Origin of the sequence: uncultured Roseobacter sp. (assembly GCF_947499265.1) — a bacterium.
Classification (GTDB): domain Bacteria; phylum Pseudomonadota; class Alphaproteobacteria; order Rhodobacterales; family Rhodobacteraceae; genus Roseobacter.
In genome coordinates this window covers 246,713-263,929 of the sequence record NZ_CANMNK010000004.1, presented here as the reverse complement: position 1 = coordinate 263,929, position 17,217 = coordinate 246,713, and the positions used below count along the sequence as shown (strand labels likewise).

16 protein-coding genes are annotated in these 17,217 nt (G+C 60.6%); 5 read left to right on the top strand and 11 right to left on the bottom strand.

Annotated features, from left to right (window positions below; genetic code table 11):
* Nucleotides 1-221: 221 nt before the first annotated feature.
* Together Q1A63_RS12220 and Q1A63_RS12215 are read left to right on the top strand one after the other, a co-directional pair.
* Nucleotides 222-845, top strand: coding sequence for a LysE family translocator (locus Q1A63_RS12220; protein ID WP_298972260.1), 624 nt, complete (start codon nt 222-224; stop codon nt 843-845).
* A gap of 10 nt (nt 846-855) precedes the next feature.
* Nucleotides 856-1,386 carry an adenine phosphoribosyltransferase gene (locus Q1A63_RS12215; RefSeq protein ID WP_298972257.1) on the top strand — a complete coding sequence of 177 codons (531 nt, stop codon included), beginning with the start codon at nt 856-858 and terminating at the stop codon, nt 1,384-1,386.
* Nucleotides 1,387-1,447: 61 nt separating this feature from the next.
* On the opposite strand, the gene Q1A63_RS12210 is transcribed toward Q1A63_RS12215, so the two are convergent.
* The 11 genes from Q1A63_RS12210 to coxB form a co-directional block, all read right to left on the bottom strand.
* Nucleotides 1,448-2,863 (bottom strand): FAD-binding oxidoreductase, encoded by a 1,416-nt coding sequence (locus Q1A63_RS12210; RefSeq protein ID WP_299631738.1) that lies wholly within the window; start codon nt 2,861-2,863, stop codon nt 1,448-1,450.
* A gap of 41 nt (nt 2,864-2,904) precedes the next feature.
* Complete coding sequence (locus Q1A63_RS12205) at nt 2,905-3,732, bottom strand: MBL fold metallo-hydrolase (protein WP_299631736.1); 828 nt, start codon at nt 3,730-3,732, stop codon at nt 2,905-2,907.
* A gap of 192 nt (nt 3,733-3,924) precedes the next feature.
* Entirely contained in the window at nt 3,925-4,509 is a 585-nt protein-coding gene (locus tag Q1A63_RS12200; protein ID WP_298972253.1) for a GNAT family protein, read from the bottom strand.
* Complete coding sequence (locus tag Q1A63_RS12195; protein ID WP_299631734.1) at nt 4,509-5,771, bottom strand: pitrilysin family protein; 1,263 nt, start codon at nt 5,769-5,771, stop codon at nt 4,509-4,511. Before Q1A63_RS12195 ends, Q1A63_RS12200 begins: the two co-directional genes overlap by 1 nt.
* Entirely contained in the window at nt 5,768-7,156 is a 1,389-nt protein-coding gene (gene thrC, locus Q1A63_RS12190; protein WP_299631732.1) for a threonine synthase, read from the bottom strand. The genes Q1A63_RS12195 and thrC overlap by 4 nt, the downstream gene beginning before the upstream one ends.
* Before the next feature lie 5 nt (nt 7,157-7,161).
* Nucleotides 7,162-7,842, bottom strand: a complete 681-nt coding sequence (locus Q1A63_RS12185; RefSeq protein ID WP_299631730.1) for an SURF1 family protein — start codon at nt 7,840-7,842, stop codon at nt 7,162-7,164.
* Nucleotides 7,843-7,915: 73 nt separating this feature from the next.
* Complete coding sequence (locus tag Q1A63_RS12180) at nt 7,916-8,737, bottom strand: cytochrome c oxidase subunit 3 (protein ID WP_298972244.1); 822 nt, start codon at nt 8,735-8,737, stop codon at nt 7,916-7,918.
* 22 nt (nt 8,738-8,759) lie between these two features.
* On the bottom strand, nt 8,760-9,344 hold the full coding sequence (locus tag Q1A63_RS12175) for a cytochrome c oxidase assembly protein (RefSeq protein WP_298972241.1): 585 nt from the start codon (nt 9,342-9,344) through the stop codon (nt 8,760-8,762).
* Nucleotides 9,344-9,508, bottom strand: a complete 165-nt coding sequence (locus tag Q1A63_RS12170) for a cytochrome C oxidase assembly protein (RefSeq protein WP_298972239.1) — start codon at nt 9,506-9,508, stop codon at nt 9,344-9,346. Before Q1A63_RS12170 ends, Q1A63_RS12175 begins: the two co-directional genes overlap by 1 nt.
* Before the next feature lie 3 nt (nt 9,509-9,511).
* Entirely contained in the window at nt 9,512-10,450 is a 939-nt protein-coding gene (gene cyoE / locus Q1A63_RS12165; protein ID WP_299631727.1) for a heme o synthase, read from the bottom strand.
* 59 nt (nt 10,451-10,509) lie between these two features.
* Nucleotides 10,510-11,391, bottom strand: a complete 882-nt coding sequence (coxB, locus tag Q1A63_RS12160; RefSeq protein WP_298972237.1) for a cytochrome c oxidase subunit II — start codon at nt 11,389-11,391, stop codon at nt 10,510-10,512.
* A gap of 179 nt (nt 11,392-11,570) precedes the next feature.
* Between coxB and tldD the strand changes: the two genes are divergently transcribed.
* The 3 genes from tldD to topA all read left to right on the top strand — a co-directional run bounded on the left by tldD (nt 11,571) and on the right by topA (nt 17,067).
* Nucleotides 11,571-12,992, top strand: a complete 1,422-nt coding sequence (gene tldD, locus Q1A63_RS12155) for a metalloprotease TldD (RefSeq protein ID WP_299631725.1) — start codon at nt 11,571-11,573, stop codon at nt 12,990-12,992.
* Nucleotides 12,993-13,094: 102 nt separating this feature from the next.
* A complete protein-coding gene (gene dprA, locus Q1A63_RS12150) occupies nt 13,095-14,255 on the top strand; it encodes a DNA-processing protein DprA (RefSeq protein WP_298972235.1) in 1,161 nt (386 codons plus the stop codon).
* Between the two features lie 226 nt (nt 14,256-14,481).
* Nucleotides 14,482-17,067: a type I DNA topoisomerase gene (gene topA, locus Q1A63_RS12145; RefSeq protein WP_298972234.1), complete on the top strand. Its 2,586-nt coding sequence runs from the start codon at nt 14,482-14,484 to the stop codon at nt 17,065-17,067.
* Nucleotides 17,068-17,217 lie beyond the last annotated feature (150 nt).

The window sequence follows — 17,217 nt, the reverse complement described above, 5'->3', positions numbered from 1 at the left end:
GGACAAGCCGCGTAGGCCGCGACGGCAGAAGATAGGAAAATTGCTGCTGTTAGCGTAGAAATCATACGCATGACGAAATCTCCAAGTTAAATTAAATTGTGACAGTAACCTATTGATTCCACGTATGCGGGAAATTGTCTGTGACAAAGATCACATTCGTATGGCTTGAAGTTTTATGTGCAATCTGGAACGACTGGCTCGTGTAATTATGGACCCTGCCCATGCCCCTTGATCTTTGGCTGACATTTGTCGCCGCTTCCACCGCTTTGTTGCTCATTCCCGGCCCGACGGTCTTGCTGGTGCTCAGCTATGCCTTGTCCAAGGGGCGCTCGGTTGCTGTGGCCTCTGCCGCAGGTGTGGCCTTTGGCGATCTTATTGCGATGACGGCATCGCTGGCCGGGCTCGGCGCCCTGGTTCTGGCATCCGCGACCCTTTTCACGGTGTTGAAATGGGTCGGTGCGGTCTACCTCGTCTGGCTGGGCTTCAAGCTGATCCGATCCGCGCCCAGCAAGGGTCTGGCGCCACAATCCGCGCAGATCAATGCGCGCGGGGTCTTCCGGCACACTGCGGCGGTCACCGCATTAAACCCAAAATCAATTGCATTCTTCATCGCTTTCGTACCGCAGTTCCTGCGCCCCGAGGCCCCGCTGATCCCGCAATTTATCATTCTCACAGCGACCTTTGTCACGCTGGCCGCCGTGAACGCGCTGGCCTATGCGCTGCTGGCAGACAGGCTCAGACGGGTGATTGCACGCCCGGCCATTTTGACCTGGATCACCCGCGCAGGCGGTGCAACTTTGATCGGCATGGGGGTTCTGACCGCCACCCTGCGCCGCGCCAACTGAAAGAGATTTCATGAAAACTGTTCAGGATTACATCCGCACGATCGTCGACTTCCCGCATGAAGGGATCATGTTCCGCGATGTCACCACGCTTTTTGCCGATCCGCGCGGGTTTCGCATGGCGATTGACCAGATGCTGCACCCCTACGCCGGGCTGGAAATCGACAAGGTCGTGGGCCTGGAAGCACGCGGTTTCATCCTCGGCGGCGCCATCGCGCACCAGCTTTCGGTCGGCTTCGTGCCCATCCGCAAGAAAGGCAAGCTGCCCGGCACCACGATCAGCCAGGACTACAAGCTCGAATACGGCGAGGCGATTGTCGAAATCCACGATGACGCCATCCAACCGGGAGAGAAAGTGCTCGTCGTCGATGACTTGCTCGCCACCGGCGGCACAGCGGAGGCTGGGATCAAGCTGATCGAACGTCTAGGCGGCGAAATCATCTCCACCGCTTTCATCATTGATCTGCCGGAACTGGGCGGGCGGGCCAAGCTTGAAGCCATGGGCATGGAAGTGCACGCGCTCTGCGCCTTCGACGGCCTTTGATCCAGGCGCCAAAACCAAATCCCGGAGGGATTTGAAAAACATCGTGCGGCGCGTCAGCGCCTCATGTCTTGAGGACCGCGCCCGGGTTCATGATCCCCAACGGGTCAAGCGCGGACTTGATCGCGCGCATGGCCGCGAGTTTCGCGGGATCGCCGTAGCGTTGCAGATCCGCCACCTTCAGCCGCCCAATGCCATGCTCGGCACTGACCGAGCCGCCCAATTCATGCGCCAGGTCATGCACAATCCGCTGCAACTCCGCGCGCTGGTTGGCATGGTCAGATGCCCGCCCCCCCGGCAGGGCAAAGATGTTGTAATGCAGGTTCCCATCCCCCACATGGCCAAAGCAGTTGATCCGGAACGAGCCCACCTGTGCAATCAACTCTTTGCCACGCGAAATGAACTCCGGGATGCTGCCCAGCGGCACCGATACATCGCTGGAAGTGATGGCGCCCACCCGCTTGTTGGCTTCCGGAATATGCTCGCGCACCGACCAGAAGGCATCCGATTGCTGCGCGCTTTGGGCAATCACACCGTCCAGCGCAAGGCCCTGTTCAGCGGCCCCCTCGAAGACATGTGCCAAGGCCTCCTGCGGATCCAATCCTGCGACGAGGCCAACCTCGATCAAAACCGACCATGCAGGCGCGGTCTCAAAGGGCTGGCGCACCTCAGGCACCGTCTCGGCCAGAAACGCCAGCCCCTGCCCACTGATCAATTCAAAGCCGCTGACCATCTCCCCTAACTGCGCCTGCGCCAGCGCCAAGAGCGACAGCGCCGCCGCCGGTGACGGCACCACAAAGATTGCGGTACCCGATGCCGTCGGGCGCGGACTTAGCTTCAAAGCGGCAGCGGTAATAACGCCCAACGTCCCTTCCGACCCGATCAACAGATGCCTCAAATCATAGCCCGTATTGTCCTTGCGCAACCGTTTCAAGCCGTGCCAGATCTGCCCGTCCGGTAATACCGCCTCCAACCCCAGACACAAATCGCGGGTATTGCCATAGCGCAGCACCGCCGTGCCGCCAGCATTGGTCGCTAGGTTCCCGCCGATCCGTGCAGAGCCTTCCGAGGCCAGCGACAGAGGAAACAGACGGCCAACGCCCTCCGCTGCGGCCTGCACCTCCGCCAATACAGTGCCTGCCTCGCAGATCAGGACATTTTCTTCCGGATGAAGACTGCGCACCGCAGACATGCGCTCCAGCGACAGGATCAGGGGCAAGGGCCCTTCGGGCGAGATTTGCCCCCCCACGAGGCCGGTGCCCCCACCATAGGGCACAATCCCCACACGTTCCTGCGCGGCCAGCTTCACGATTCTAGCGACCTCTTCCGCGGTTCTGGGCAAGGCAACAAGGGTTGTGCGTCCCTGCCAGCGGCCACGCGGCTCTTCCAGATACCGTTGTTCGGTCTCCCGAAGTGTCCCCTTCGGCAGGTTCTCATTCAAAAGGGTGGCGAAGGCGGAATCGGCTGACGTCAAACTCATGCGCATTGATCCCCCGCCGCGCGCGACGATGCAAGCGGGGACTACGGCTCCGAGAGCCAGACGGGACGCAGGACCATCACCGTGGGTCGCCCCGGCAATCGGTCCAACGACATATCCAACGACGGGCCACCGACCTCGACAACCGCAAAGTCATCCGACATGCCCGCCAAAAAATCATCCAGCGCAAAGAGTGAAAACCAATGCATCGGGATCACCACGGAGGAACGCAACCGTTTCAAAACCCGGATCATCGTCGGCAAATCGAGCGTATAGCCGCCGTCGACCGGGGCCATGACAACGTCCAGACGGCCAAGTGCCGCGTATTGCGCGGCATCAGGTTCATGGTGCAGATGCCCCAGATGCCCGACACATAAGCCCGCCAACTCGAACACAAAGATCGAATTGCCCTTGGTTTCAATCCCGGAAAACTGTGACCGGATATCCGTGGACACATTGCGGATCAGCACCTCCCCCAGATCCAGGTGGTGCGATATGCCCTCGCCGAACGGCCCCCATCCGGGCAACACATGCGGGATGGCAGGATCGGGGTTCGCGGTCCAATGCGTGTCATGGGCGTGGTTCATCGTCACCACATCCGGAATGAAGGGCGCAGACCCGGTGAACCCGGTGTAATCCGTCACCATGTTCAGCCCGCCATGGCTGCGGATCAGAAAACTGGCGTGGGTGATATAGTGGATGCGCACGGTCTCATCGGCCACGGGCCCGAGGCTTGCGGGCACCACGTATTCCAACCCCGGCGCATTTTCTGCCAGAGCGACGCAGTGACTGGGCGTGCGGTCCTGCGCCACAGCACTTTGCGCCACCAACACACCCAAAACGATACCAAATATCCGGATCCGCATGGCCATTCCTCCCATGGCGACAAGGATAGCGCAGTTGTCGGTATTTCCGGAACATTTTAAGCGCAGAGATGGCACGCCACCGCCTATTGCCTGAAAATCAGACACCCCCTGTTTCTTCTGGCCCAAAATATCCCCGCCGGAGGCAAAACGCGCCTTTTGGAAAAAGGCGCCTGCATCATGTGCGGCACAGCCGCGCCGCTAACCCGCGCCGGTCTTGCCGCGCCGATCCCCGCGCAGCGCGGCATAAAGCACATGGGTACGCCAGCGCCCGTCGATCTGCAGATAGCTCTGCGCGACACCTTCATATTTGAACCCGGAGGTTTCCAACAACCCGCGCGAGGCTGCGTTTTCCGGCAGGCAGGCGGCCTCGATACGGCTCAGGTCCAGTTGCGTAAAGGCATGATGCACCAGCGCCGTGATGGCCTCGCGCATATACCCCTGCCGCGCGAAGGGCTCCCCCGTCCAATACCCCAGGGTGCCAGCCTGTGCAGGCCCCCGGCGAATGTTGTCCAACGTGATGGCCCCCAGCAGCGCATCATCCTGACGCCGGATCAGAAACAGCGGCATCGCGGTACCGCCGGAAACAGATCTCTGCGCCCAGTAGACACGGTTGGTGAAGGCCTTGCGCGTCAGATGGTCCTTTGCCCAGCTTGGCTCCCACGACGTCAGATAGTCTTTGCTTTGCACACGCAGCGCGGTCCAGGCCCGAAAATCCGAATGGATCGGCGGGCGCAATGTCATGCGCTCTGTTTCGATCCTGAGTTTGCGAAACCCGCGCAGCATCACGCGGCTCGACGGGCCTGCAATTCCGCCAGGCTGGGGGCGGCATCAATCGGCCCGTAAAGCGCCAGGGCCGCAGGCGAGGCGGACGCCATGCTTTCCGCGAACTCGCGCACATCGCCCGTGGTCACCGCATCGATCAGCGCAACCGTCTCCTCCAGCGCAGGCACACGGTCCCAGATTTGCACCAGCCGCGCCAGCCGTTCCGCGCGGTTGGACGGGCTTTCCAGACCCATCAACAGCCCCGCTTTCATCTGCGCCCGCGCGCGCGCAACCTCCGCGGGGGACATATCGGTGGCCGCCCGTTTCATCTCATCGATTGTGATCTCGGCCAGCTGCGGCAGCTGCTCAGCCGAGGTACCTGCATAAATCGTGGTCATGCCCGTATCCGCATAGGCTCCGGCCTGTGCAAAGATCGAATAACACAGGCCGCGGTTTTCCCGGATTTCCTGAAACAGGCGGCTCGACATGCCGCCGCCCAGAGCCGAGGCATAGATCTGTGCGGTATAGATCATGTCTTCGCGGTACCCCGGGCTCTCAAACGCCAGCGCGAAATGCGCCTGCTCCAGCGCCTTGGTCTGGCGCCGCTCGCCGCCGGTGAAACGCGCCGCATCCACATCAAAGGCGGGTTTGTTTTCCATGCCGCCAAAAAGCTTTTCCGCCAGTTTGACAATCGCCTCATGATCCACGGCCCCAGCCGCTGACAGGATCATCTGTTCCGGCCCGTAGTGCTGCTTGATGAACCCTTGCAAATCCGCGCGGGTAAAATTCGCCACGCGCTCGCTGGGCCCCAATATGGTCCGGCCCATGGGATGATCGGGGTAGGCTTCTTCCTGTAACCAGTCAAAGATCACGTCGTCCGGTGTGTCGAGCGCCTGACCAATCTCCTGCAGGATCACGCCGCGCTCCACCTCGATCTCACTTTCCTCCAGTGTCGGGTTGAGCAGGATATCGGCAATCACATCCAGCGCCAGCGGCACATCGTTCTGCAACACCCGCGCGTAATAAGCTGTCACCTCGCGGCTGGTATAGGCGTTGATATAGCCCCCCACATCCTCGATGCTCTCGGCGATCTGCAATGCCGTGCGGCGCTTGGTGCCTTTGAAGGCCATATGCTCCAGAAAATGCGCAATCCCGTTCTGGGCAGGCGTTTCATGCCGCGCGCCGGCGGTGACCCAGACCCCGACAGAGGCAGAGGCCAGGCCGGGCATTTCTTCGGTTACGATGCGGAAGCCGTTTGACAGGCGGTGTTGGTTCAGTGTCACGCAGGTATCTGCCCTTTGATATGCGCGGTGAGCGCTGCCAGATCATTTGGCACCCGGCTCACCCGTTCCGCGCGTTCATACAGGTCTGCCATGCGCGGGGGCAAGGGGGGGCGTTGCCCTGAGGCTTGTTCCACTGCGTCAGGAAACTTCGCCGGGTGTGCCGTGGCCAGCGTGATCATCGGCGTGCCGGTCTCCCGGGTCTCATCCGCGACCTTCACGCCCACCGCGGTGTGCGGGCAAAGCAGCTCGCCGGTGGTCTTGAGCGCCGCGGCAATGGTCGCCATGGTTTCGGCCTCCGTGGCGCGCCCGGAGACATAATGCGATTGCAGCACCTGCATCGCGCCCTGGCTGACCTCAAAACCGCCGGCTTTCAATTCGTCCATCAACTGTACAATCGCCGGGCCCTCCCGGTCATAGGCATCAAAGAGCGCACGTTCGAAGTTGGAGGAAACCTGAATGTCCATCGACGGGCTGATCGATGGCACGGTTTCGCCCTTGTGGTACCCCTGCCCTTTCAGGCAGCGATCAAGGATGTCGTTCTGGTTCGTCGCCACCACCAGCTTGTCGATGGGCAATCCCATGCGCTTGGCGATATAGCCCGCGAAGATGTCACCAAAATTGCCGGTGGGCACCGTGAAGCTGACCGGGCGGTGCGGTGCGCCGACCGAGACCGCAGCGGAAAAGTAATAGACCACCTGCGCCAGCACCCGGCCCCAGTTGATCGAATTCACGCCCGCGAGCTTCACCGCATCGCGGAATTCAAAATCGTTGAACATGTCCTTCAGCCGCGCCTGGCAGTCGTCGAAATCGCCATCCATCGCCAGGGCGTGCACATTGGATTCGGTCGGGGTGGTCATCTGCCGCCGCTGCACCTCCGAGATGCGCCCGTGCGGGTAGAGGATAAAGACATCGACGTCGTCGAGACCCCGAAACGCCTCGATGGCTGCCGAGCCGGTGTCGCCCGACGTCGCACCCACGATCGTCACCCGCTCGCCCTTGCGCCCCAAGGCCGTCTGGAACATCTGGCCAATGAGCTGCATGGCAAAGTCCTTGAAGGCCAGTGTCGGCCCGTGAAACAGCTCCAGCAGGAAATGCCCCTGATCGAGCTGCACCAATGGCGCGCGCGCCGCATGGCCAAACCCCGCATAGGCGCGGTCGATGATCCCCTCGAACTCATCGTCGGTGAAAACGTGCCCCACAAAGGGCCGCATCACACGGTAGGCAATCGCCTCATAGCTCAACCCCTCCAGCCGGGAAATCTCCGCCGCCGTCATCTGCGGAATCGTCTCCGGCACATAAAGTCCGCCATCGCGGGCAAGACCTGTCAGCATGGCTTCTTCGAAATTCAGAACGGGCGCAGTGCCCCTGGTGGAGATATAACGCATGAGTGTCAGCTTTTGTTGGTGCCGGGTTTGCGGCGCAGAAAGATTGCGGTCATTGCCAGCCAGATGGCGGACAAAGAGAACCAGGTGATCGCGTATTGCAAGTGATCGTTGGGAATGGCGGCGGTGTCTACCGGCATTGGCGTCACGGGACCGCCTGATTGCGGCGCATCGCGGCGCACGACCAGCACCGGTTCGGTGTCGAGCGCTGCGGCCATGGCGGGCACATCACGCGCGAACCAGATGTTTTCCGCCAGATCGGGGGCGGGGGTATAGCTGTCTGTTTCCTGCGGCCATTGCAGATTGCCGGTGACAATCAGGGATGGGCCTTCCTCAAAGGTCAGGCCATCCGCATCCGCGACGGACACAAAGCCCATGTCGATGAGGATATCCCCCTCCGCACGCAGCATCGGGCGGATGATGCGATACCCTGCGCCCACCTGCTTTTTCGACACCAGGACCCGCAGATAAGGCGCGCCAAGGCTGCCCGTCACGGTCACCGGTAAATAGCTGTCCGTGGCGGCATCCGGTGTGGCAGGCAAGGGAACGGGTGCATCCGCGATGCGGGCTTCGATATTGGCAATCACGCCTTCCTTCCACGCAAGGCGCTGAACCTGCCATATCCCAAGGCTGATCAGGATCGCCGCCCCGCCCAATCCAAAGGTCAATAGAAAAGCCAAACGGCGCATGATGTCCCGCGTCCTCACAACGGAAAAGCGCGCGAGAGCCGCGCGCTTTGTTCTTGGAAACCGGGGCGGGCGTCTAGTGCGCCCCAGGCATCTGTCCTACGCCCCAGATGTACACCGCAAAGAAGAGGAACAGCCAGACCACATCGACGAAATGCCAATACCAGGCAGCCGCCTCGAAGCCCACGTGTTTCTCCGGTGTGAAGTGACCCTTCAATGCGCGCACCAGACAGACGGTCAGGAAGATCGTGCCGATGATCACATGCGCACCGTGAAAGCCAGTGGCCATGAAGAAGTTGGAGAAGAACTTGTCCCCGCCGAACTCCCAGCCCTGATAGAGCAGGTAGGAGTACTCGTAAGCCTGCAGTATGGTGAAGGCGACGCCAAGGATGATGCCGATGGTCAGGCCCCAGATCAGGTCCTTGCGGTTGTTTTCATGGACCAGCGCGTGGTGTGCCCAGGTGACCGCGCAGCCAGACAACAACAGGATCAGCGTGTTGATCAGGGGCAAATGAAACGCATCCACATGGTAGATCTCGGGCTGAATGTATTCTGTGCCGGCATATTCGCTCATCGGGTAGATGGCGTTCTTGAAAAAGCTCCAGAACCAGGCCGCGAAGAACATCACTTCGGACATGATGAAGAGGATGAAGCCATAGCGCAGACCGATCCGCACCACCGGGGTGTGATCACCGATCTTGCTTTCGGCCACAACCTCGGACCACCAGCCAAACATCACGTAAAGTACGGCGACAAAACCGGCCCAGAACAGGAACGGGGTGATGCCCTGCATCCACAGCACGGCGCCAAAGAGCATGAAGAACCCGGCGAGCGCGCCTAGCAGCGGCCAGATCGAGGGGTTCAGAATGTGATAATCGTGGTTCTTTTCATGGGCCATGACGTCGCTTGCCTTATCTTGGTCAGTTCAGACTTGTGTCTGAGGTTGGTTCCATGTCCTGCACGGCGGCATAGCCCTCGGGCAGGTCAATTTCGTAGAATGTATAGGAGAGCGTGATGGTATGTATATATTTTCCATCGCGATCTTCGACAATTTCGGGGTCCACATAGAAGGTGACCGGCATCTGCACCCGTTCACCGGGCTGCAGCACCTGCTCTTCAAAGCAGAAACACTGGATCTTGTTGAAAAAGCCACCCGCCTGATAGGGGGTGACATTGTAGCTGGCAGAGCCTGCAATCGGGCGGTTCGTCGGGTTGTAAGCCTCGTAGAAGGCCAGGCCGGTCTCGCCGATTCGCACCTCCATCTCGCGTTCGACCGGTTTGAAGGACCAGGCCATTTCGCTGTGCAGCGAGCCATCGAAGCGCACTTTGATCGTCTGATCCAGCACATCATCCGGGGCGACCTCGGACACCCCTGTGACGCCGCCAAATCCGGTCACCCGGCAGAACCAGTCATAAAACGGCACCGACGCCCAGGCCAATGCGCCCATGACGACCACCAGGCTCACGGTTTGTGCAACGGTTTTGGCAGGACCGGTCATCGCCATTACTGGGTCAACTCCTCTGCTTTGGGCAGTTCGAAATCACCATTCGTGACCTTGGTGAAGGTCAGTGCCAGCACCAGCACCACAAAGGCTGCGAGCATCAGGCCAACGCCGATGTTGCGCCCCTTGCGCCGCGTATGCAGTTCATGTTCAGGCTTGAAAGTCATGGATCACCAACCTGCCAAACCATAAGGGCGCAGCATCGCCTCAATCAGGATCACGCCGAAATGGGCAAAGAGATACCAGAGCGAGAGGCGGAAGAACCGCTTTTCGACCTTGTAGCTGTCCGCCTCGGACTGTGCCTCATCCCGGCGCCAGATATCGACGGCCCCCTTGAGGAACAGGATGTTCAGCACAACGGCTGTCGCCAGATAGAGCGGCCCGCCAATGGCGGTGAACCCTGTGCCCACGGCGAGAAGCGCCAGCAAAACAGTATAGACGATAATATGGACACGGGTTGTGCGACGCCCATGGGTCACCGTCAGCATCGGCACGTCGGCGTCGTTGTAGTCGGACTTCATGAACAGGGCCAACGCCCAGAAATGCGGCGGCGTCCACATGAAGATCAGCGCGAACATCAGCCATGCCTCGATCGAGAAACTCCCCGTTGCGATGACCCAGCCGATCACCGGAGGAAATGCGCCAGCCGCACCACCGATCACGATGTTCTGCGGCGTGGAGCGTTTGAGCCACATCGAGTAGACCACGGCGTAGAAGAAAATGGTGAAGGCCAAGAGCCCCGCGGCCAGCAGATTGGCCGAAAGGCCCAGCATCATCACCGACAGGCCCGAAAGCGCGAGCCCCAGCGAGAGCGCCTCGCCCGCTGGCACGCGACCTGAAGGGATTGGGCGTCTGGCCGTGCGCTGCATGACACCGTCGATGTCGGCATCCCACCACATGTTCAGCGCACCCGAAGCCCCTGCCCCGATGGCCACAAACAGGATCGAGGCGAAGGCGATCACCGGATGCACGGATACCGGGGCTGACAACAGGCCCACCAGCGCGGTGAACACCACCAGGGACATCACGCGCGGCTTCAGCAGCGCGAAGTAATCGCCCAGTTGTGTATCGTAGTCACCTGCCGGTGTGGTGTAGCTAGCGTCAGCCATTAAGCGCCTTCTTCATGCTGTCTGCTGGCGGGCGGCCTTTAGCGCCGCCCAACGGCGGTTCAGTTCGACGCGATCACGCGGGTTTGCGGAATGCCTGCGTATTCCTCTTTCGCCTCAGCCAACCATTCGGCGTAGGCCTCCTCAGAGACGACCTTCACGGTGATGGGCATATAGGCGTGGTTCAGACCACAAAGCTCAGAGCACTGGCCAAAATAGACGCCTTCCTGCTCTGGCTTGAACCACAATTCTGCCAAACGACCGGGGACAGCATCCTGCTTGACGCCGAACGCCGGGATGGTCCAGGCGTGGATGACATCGCCGCCGGTGACCTGCATCACGATGGTCTTGTTCACCGGCACCACCACGGAAGTGTCGGTTGCCAGCAGGAATTCCTCTTCCGAGAACCCGGCCTCTTCGAGCTGCGCAATCACCTCGGGGCTTTTCTGATTGGTGCCACCGGTCGCAGGCGCGCCGATCATGTAGCTGGAGAATTCGAACCCATCGTCCACGTATTCATAGTCCCAATACCACTGGTAGCCGGTCACCTTGATAGTGATGTCCGCTTCGGGAATTTCTTGCTGCTTGAACAGTATGGGCAGGGAGAACGCGCCAATAAACACCAGTATCACGATCGGAATCACCGTCCAGGCGATCTCGACCGGTGTGTTATGCGTGAAGCTAGCGGACTCAGGATTGCGCTTGGCGTTATAGCGGAAAGCGACCCAGAGAATCAGCGCTGTGACAAACAATGTGATCGCCGTGATGATCACCAAGATCATGCCGTCCAGCCATTGCAGGTCTTCGGCGAGCTCAGTTACCGCAGGCTGGAACCCCATCTTGCCATCCACCGGGCGGCCGATGATTTCAAGATTGTCCTGTGCATGTGCAGCTGTTGCGGCAAACCCGGCCATAAGGCCTGAGAGAGTGAAATAACGTTTCATGTGTCGTCCTGATCTTGGGATCAATGTTGCGCACGCAGGAAGAGGAAGCCTGTGCGCACCGTCCCTATCCGTTGTAATCTATGCTCTTACAATCATATTCTGATCACGAGATAAAGAGTTGAGCTTGCTTCAAAGAGACGCAGATCACATTTTTACCCGCCCAATTGAGGATAGACCGGATGACAGACACGCCATTCACGCCCTTCGACGATGCGTTGGACCGCGACACCGCCCTGACCATTTTGCGCGAGGCGACCCATGGGGCCGATGATGGTGAGCTGTTTCTGGAACGGCGGCGCTCGGAATCGCTGGTTTTTGATGACGGTCGCCTCAAGACGGCGAGCTATGATGCGGCACAGGGGTTTGGCCTGCGCGCGGTGCGGGGTGAGGTGGCGGGCTATGCGCATTCCACCGAGATTTCCGAACCCGCGATGCGCCGCGCGACCGAAACCGCGCGACTGGCCGTCGGCGAAGGCGGCGGCACCTGGGCGGATGCCCCGAACCCAACCAACACAAAGCTATACACCGACGAAGACCCGATTGCCGGGGCCAGCTTCCCGGTGAAAGTCGAAACCCTGCGCGAGATCGATGCCTTTGCCCGGGGCCTGGATGCCCGGGTGGTTCAGGTCTCTGCAAATATCGGAGCCAGCCTGCAGGAGGTGGAAATCCTGCGCCCGGATGGGCAGTCGCTGCGCGATGTGCGCCCGATGACCCGGGTCAATGTCTCCGTCATCGTGGAGCAGAACGGCCGTCGCGAATCCGGCTCGGCGGGAGGCGGCGGGCGCGTTGGGCTGGATGGGCTTCTTGATCCCACGGATTGGCAGGCGAAAACACGCGAGGCGCTCCGCGTGGCCTGCGTCAACCTCGACGCTGTTGCGGCCCCTGCCGGGGTGATGGATGTGGTGCTGGGCCCCGGATGGCCGGGCATTCTCTTGCACGAAGCCATCGGGCACGGTCTTGAGGGCGATTTCAATCGCAAGGGATCCTCGGCCTTTGCCGGGCTGATGGGACAGCGCATCGCCAGCACGGGTGTGACGGTGCTGGATGACGGCACGATCCCGGATCGGCGGGGCTCGATCTCCATTGATGACGAGGGCACCCCTTCCGGCAAAAACACCCTGATCGAGGATGGCATTCTGGTCGGCTATATGCAGGACCGCCAGAACGCCCGACTGATGGGCGTTGCCGCCACAGGGAACGGGCGCAGGCAAAGCTATGCCCACGCCCCGATGCCCCGGATGACCAATACCTATATGTTGGGGGGTTCTTCAGACCCACAGGATATCGTGGCCGATCTGAAGGATGGCATCTACGCCGTCGGGTTTGGCGGCGGTCAGGTGGACATTACCAATGGCAAATTTGTCTTCAGCTGCACAGAAGCTTACCGCGTTGAAAACGGCAAGGTCGGCGCGCCCGTGAAAGGCGCCACGCTGATCGGAGACGGTGCCACAGCGCTCAGACAGATCCGCGGCATCGGCAATGACATGGCGCTTGATCCGGGCATGGGAAATTGCGGCAAGGACGGGCAATGGGTGCCGGTTGGGGTGGGCCAGCCGACCTTGATGATCGGTGGGTTGACCGTCGGTGGATCGGCTTCCTGAAAAGGAACCTCCCCATAAATAGCGAGAGCATCTTAGCTATTTGATTCATGCGTTGTTAACCAACTCGCCTTAAACCTGATTCTGCAACGGACGGAGACCAGGATGACTGAAAAGGACCACAATCCTTCTTCCACTCACCCCCCACTCCCACCCACCTCGGAAGACGAGCAGTTCTCCCGTCTCCGTCTGTTGCGATCCCGCCGGGTTGGCGTAACGACGTATAAACGACTGCTGACTGAACACGGCACCGCGCAGAACGCGCTGGCCGCGCTGCCTGAGGTAGCGCGCGCCGCCGGCGTTGAGAAATATGAAATCTGTCCCGAAGCTGTTGTGCAGGCCGAACTCAATGCGGCCCGTGCCGCGGGAGCGCGCCTGATCATGCATGGCACCCCCGCCTATCCAGAGATTCTCAGCGAATTGGACGATGCCCCGCCGTTTTTATGGGTGCTGGGCGATCCCGATCTGCTCAACCGCCCGATGATTTCGCTGGTGGGCGCGCGCAACGCGTCCTCCTTGGGCACCCGGATGGCCAAAGCACTGGCGCGCGATCTTGGCGGGCAAGGCTATGTGGTTGTGTCTGGACTTGCGCGCGGCGTTGATGCGGCCGCCCATCTTGCCGCCCTGCCGACAGGCACCGTCGCCGTGCAAGCAGGCGGCGTGGACGTCATCTACCCGGCGGAGAACACCCAATTGGCGCAGGATATCGCGGAGTCCGGTCTGCGGCTTTCAGAGCAACCCATCGGGCTGCAGCCCATGGCGCGGCACTTTCCAACACGCAATCGCATTATCTCCGGCCTCAGCCGGGCAACGGTCGTTGTCGAGGCCGCCGCAAAGTCCGGCAGCCTGATCACGGCACGTGACGCGCTGGATCAGGGCCGCGATGTGCTCGCGGTCCCGGGTAACCCCTTTGATGCCCGCGCGGCCGGGTGCAACCAGTTGATCCGCGAAGGGGCCACGCTTGTCCGCTCCGCGGCCGATGTGATCGAAGCTCTCACCCCCCTGCATGGTGAAACACCGCAATTGCCGCTGGGCATCCCTGATAAACCTCGGGCAAAGCGCAGCCCGACGAAGAACAAGGCGTTAAAGGACGTCGCCACATTGCACCGCAAGATCCTCGCACGCCTGAGCCCGTCGCCTGTCGCCGAAGATCAATTGATCCGCGATCTGGCCGTGGCCCCGGCAGAGGCCGCGCCTGTTTTGCTTGATCTGGAGTTGGACGGGCAGATCACGCGCCAATCCGGCGGTTTGCTGTCGCGCGGTTGATCCGGTTTCTTTATTCCGCATTTCAGGTCGCAGGCCCGGCGAATTCATGCCTTCCGCCGGGGTGAGCATCTGCGCGCGCACCCGCGTCACAATCCAGAACTGCCAGGCAAATATTGTACCCGGTTTTGGGGTGCGACAAACGTAAGCGGATTGACAAATCCACTTGCACACCACATTTGGCAAAGCCATAGACGCTACAGATTTTTACCCAGAGGTGCCGCAGTACATGCCAGTTGTCGTCGTTGAATCGCCCGCAAAAGCCAAGACAATCAACGCCTATTTAGGCAATGATTACACCGTTTTGGCGTCCTACGGACACGTGCGCGATCTGCCTCCCAAAGACGGCTCTGTCGATCCCGATCAGGAATTCAAGATGCTGTGGGAAGTCGCCAGCGATAGCAAAAAACACGTCAAAGCCATCGCCGATGCGCTGAAAGACGACAATGCGCTGATCCTCGCCACGGACCCGGATCGCGAAGGCGAAGCGATCAGCTGGCACCTGCAAGAAGCGCTGACCAAGCGCAAGTCGATCAAAAAGGACACGCCCGTGTCCCGCGTCGTGTTCAACGCGATCACCAAGACAGCTGTAACCGAGGCGATGAAGAACCCCCGCGAAGTCGACATGCCGCTGGTGGAGGCCTATCTCGCCCGCCGCGCGCTCGACTATCTGGTGGGCTTCAACCTGTCGCCCGTGCTCTGGCGGAAGCTGCCAGGCGCGAAATCCGCAGGCCGTGTACAATCGGTTACCCTGCGCCTGATCGTCGAGCGCGAGATGGAAATCGAAGCCTTCCGCAATCGCGAGTACTGGTCGGTCAAAGCGTTGCTAGCAACGCCCCGAGGTCAGGAGTTCGAGGCACGTCTGACCGTGCTGGCGGGCAAGAAGCTCGACAAATTCGACATCGAAAACCAGACACAGGCCGAGATGGCGGTGCAGGCCATCACCAGCCGCAATCTCAGCGTCAAATCGGTGGAGGCCAAACCCGCCAACCGCAACCCCTCCGCCCCTTTCATGACCTCCACCCTGCAACAGGAGGCCAGCCGCAAGTTCGGCATGGGTGCGCGCCAGACGATGAGCACGGCGCAGCGGCTGTATGAGGCAGGCTACATCACCTATATGCGGACGGACGGGATCGACATGGCGCCCGAAGCCGTGCAAGCCGCCCGCGCCGCGATCGAGACGCTTTATGGCAAAGACTACGTGCCCGGCAGCCCGCGCATGTACAAAAACAAGGCCAAGAACGCGCAAGAGGCGCATGAATGTATCCGTCCCACCGAAATGATGACCAAGGCGGAGGACCTGAAAACGTCTGATGCCGACCAGCGCAAACTCTATGACCTGATCTGGAAGCGTACGCTGGCCTGCCAGATGGAAGCCGCCCGGATGGAGCGGACCACGGTTGACGTAGGCAGCGCCGATGGTCAGGTCGAACTGCGCGCTACGGGTCAGGTTGTGCTCTTCGACGGCTTTCTGCGTGTCTATGAAGAGGGTCGCGACGATGTGGTGGATGAGGACGACAAGCGCCTGCCCCAGATCGATCAGGGTGATGCGATGGACAAACGCTCGGTCACGCCGGAGCAGCATTTCACCCAGCCGCCCCCGCGTTATACCGAGGCCACGCTGGTCAAGAAGATGGAAGAGCTCGGCATCGGGCGCCCCTCCACCTACGCCTCGATCGTGACCACGATTCAGGACCGCGAATATGTCCGCAAGGACAAGAACCGCCTGATCCCCGAAGACAAGGGGCGGTTGGTCACCGCCTTTCTGGAGAATTACTTCCGCAAATACGTGGGCTATGGCTTCACCGCCGATCTCGAAGATCAACTGGATGACGTCAGCGCGGGCGATGCGGAATACAAAGAGGTGCTGCGGCGCTTCTGGCGCGACTTCTCGGCGGCTATCGCCGAGACCGCCGATCTGCGCATCACCGAGGTGCTGGAGAAGATCAACGAGGTGCTGGAGCCGCATCTCTTCCCCCCAAACGAGGACGGGACCGACCCACGGCTCTGCCCGAACTGCGGCGCCGGACGCCTGTCGATGCGCACCGCGCGGTCGGGCGGGGCGTTTATCGGCTGCTCCAATTATCCGGAATGTCGCTATACCCGTGCCTTTGGCCCGCCGGGCGAGGAAGACGACAGCGGCATCCCACCCGAAGGCAAGCTGCTGGGCGAGGACGCGGGCGACAAGATCTATGCGTTCAAGGGACGGTTTGGCCCCTATGTGCAGCGTGGCGAGGTCACCGAGGACAACAAGAAGCCACCGCGCCAGTCCATTCCCAAGGATTGGCCGCCCGAAGACGTGGACCTGCCCCAGGCGCTTAAGCTGCTGTCGTTGCCACGTGAAATTGGCCCCCATCCCGAAGATGGCGTGACCGTCTGGTCAAACATCGGGCGCTACGGGCCTTACCTCAAACATGCGGCCAGCACGTCCGAGCGGGGCGGCACCAATGCCAACCTGGAAAGCATCGACGAGGTTTTCACCGTTGGCATGAACCGCGCTGTCCAGCTTCTGGCAGAAAAAGTCGCCAGCCGGGGTGGACGTGGCGCCGCGGCCAAAACCCTGCGCGAGTTGGGGGAACATCCCGATCAGGGTGGCCCGGTGAGCATCATGGAAGGTAAATACGGCCCCTACGTGAAATGGGAAAAGGTCAACGCGACCCTGCCCAAGGGCTCCGAACCGGATGATGTGACACTGGAGGCTGCCGTCCTGCTGATCGAGGAGAAAGCCGCCAAGAAGGGCACAGGGCGCCGGAAAGCGCCTGCCAAGAAAAAGGCCCCGGCAAAGAAGAAGGCGGCGACAGCCAAGAAGGCCTGAATCTGGGGACAATCTGCACGATAGTGCAGTTTCGGACAATTCTTGATCAAAGCGGTTTGACCTAGATCAACCGCACATTGTAGGCTTTTGCTTGAATGTATGCGCTAGGCAAATCGCCTTGCTTCAGTGCTGTTCATGGGAGGACGTTCG

What these genes read in the sequence shown, in the direction of transcription:
- Q1A63_RS12220 (WP_298972260.1), top strand. Translation starts at nt 222, where the DNA reads ATGCCCCTTGATCTTTGGCTGACATTTGTCGCCGCTTCCACCGCTTTG.
- Q1A63_RS12215 (WP_298972257.1), top strand. Translation starts at nt 856, where the DNA reads ATGAAAACTGTTCAGGATTACATCCGCACGATCGTCGACTTCCCGCAT.
- Q1A63_RS12210 (WP_299631738.1), bottom strand. Translation starts at nt 2,863, where the DNA reads ATGAGTTTGACGTCAGCCGATTCCGCCTTCGCCACCCTTTTGAATGAG.
- Q1A63_RS12205 (WP_299631736.1), bottom strand. Translation starts at nt 3,732, where the DNA reads ATGGCCATGCGGATCCGGATATTTGGTATCGTTTTGGGTGTGTTGGTG.
- Q1A63_RS12200 (WP_298972253.1), bottom strand. Translation starts at nt 4,509, where the DNA reads ATGCTGCGCGGGTTTCGCAAACTCAGGATCGAAACAGAGCGCATGACA.
- thrC (WP_299631732.1), bottom strand. Translation starts at nt 7,156, where the DNA reads ATGCGTTATATCTCCACCAGGGGCACTGCGCCCGTTCTGAATTTCGAA.
- Q1A63_RS12185 (WP_299631730.1), bottom strand. Translation starts at nt 7,842, where the DNA reads ATGCGCCGTTTGGCTTTTCTATTGACCTTTGGATTGGGCGGGGCGGCG.
- Q1A63_RS12180 (WP_298972244.1), bottom strand. Translation starts at nt 8,737, where the DNA reads ATGGCCCATGAAAAGAACCACGATTATCACATTCTGAACCCCTCGATC.
- Q1A63_RS12175 (WP_298972241.1), bottom strand. Translation starts at nt 9,344, where the DNA reads ATGGCGATGACCGGTCCTGCCAAAACCGTTGCACAAACCGTGAGCCTG.
- Q1A63_RS12170 (WP_298972239.1), bottom strand. Translation starts at nt 9,508, where the DNA reads ATGACTTTCAAGCCTGAACATGAACTGCATACGCGGCGCAAGGGGCGC.
- cyoE (WP_299631727.1), bottom strand. Translation starts at nt 10,450, where the DNA reads ATGGCTGACGCTAGCTACACCACACCGGCAGGTGACTACGATACACAA.
- coxB (WP_298972237.1), bottom strand. Translation starts at nt 11,391, where the DNA reads ATGAAACGTTATTTCACTCTCTCAGGCCTTATGGCCGGGTTTGCCGCA.
- tldD (WP_299631725.1), top strand. Translation starts at nt 11,571, where the DNA reads ATGACAGACACGCCATTCACGCCCTTCGACGATGCGTTGGACCGCGAC.
- dprA (WP_298972235.1), top strand. Translation starts at nt 13,095, where the DNA reads ATGACTGAAAAGGACCACAATCCTTCTTCCACTCACCCCCCACTCCCA.
- topA (WP_298972234.1), top strand. Translation starts at nt 14,482, where the DNA reads ATGCCAGTTGTCGTCGTTGAATCGCCCGCAAAAGCCAAGACAATCAAC.